This is a genomic window from Alcanivorax sp. HI0083 (assembly GCF_001635175.1).
Window position 1 is genome coordinate 1 of record NZ_LWFX01000505.1, and the last position, 839, is coordinate 839.

Genomic DNA, 839 nt, shown 5'->3' on the forward strand with positions numbered 1-839 from the left:
GCCTCGCTGAGCATCACCAGCGCGCTGCACGGCGAGCTGCTCCAGCCTTTTTGTGGCGCACTGATCAGCACGTCGACGCCGCAAGCCTGCATGTCCACCCAGATGGTGCCGGAGGCAATGCAGTCGAGGACGAACAGGCCGCCCACACTGTGCACCGCATCGGCCACCTGTTTGATGTAGTCATCGGGCAGGATGATGCCGGAGGCCGTTTCCACGTGGGGGGCGAACACCATGGCCGGTTTTTCCGCCTTGATGGCAGCGACCACCTCTTCAATGGGCGCCGGGGCGAATGCAGCCTGGGGCTGGTCGTTAACCGGAGAGGCTTTGAGAACGGTTTCTTTGGACGGGATCTTGCCCATCTCGAAGATCTGGCTCCAGCGGAAGCTGAAGAAACCATTGCGAATCACCAGGCAGGACTGGTCGGTGGCGAACTGACGGGCCACTGCTTCCATGCCGAAGCTGCCGCCACCGGGCACCACAGCCACGGAATGCGCGTTATAGACCTGTTTCAGGGTCGATGAGATATCCCGCATCACCTGCTGGAAGCGTTGTGACATATGGTTCAGGGAACGGTCGGTGAAAACCACGGAGTATTCGAGCAGACCGTCACGGTCAAAATCGCGGGGTAAAGCGGGCACGGGTCTCTCCCAATCAGCCAGGTTACGGGTACGGGGTTTTTCGTCTGTCTTGGATACTGGATTGACCGGCCCACCGCAACCGTTTGCCCGCCTTCAACCGCAAAATAGTGGCAAAAGCCGGGTCAACTGTTCAAAAGACGGCCAATGACCTGTACTCCCTTGTCTATTAAGCTTATTCGCTATCATTCTTGAGCGTATACA

General features: G+C 58.3%; 1 protein-coding gene. It reads right to left on the minus strand.

Features of this window, described 5'->3' with window-relative positions; all coding sequences use genetic code 11:
* Positions 1-638, minus strand: a 638-nt coding sequence (locus A3754_RS05180) for an aminotransferase class V-fold PLP-dependent enzyme (protein ID WP_156496814.1), incomplete at its 3' end; no start/stop codon positions are given.
* Between the last annotated feature and the right edge of the window lie 201 nt (positions 639-839).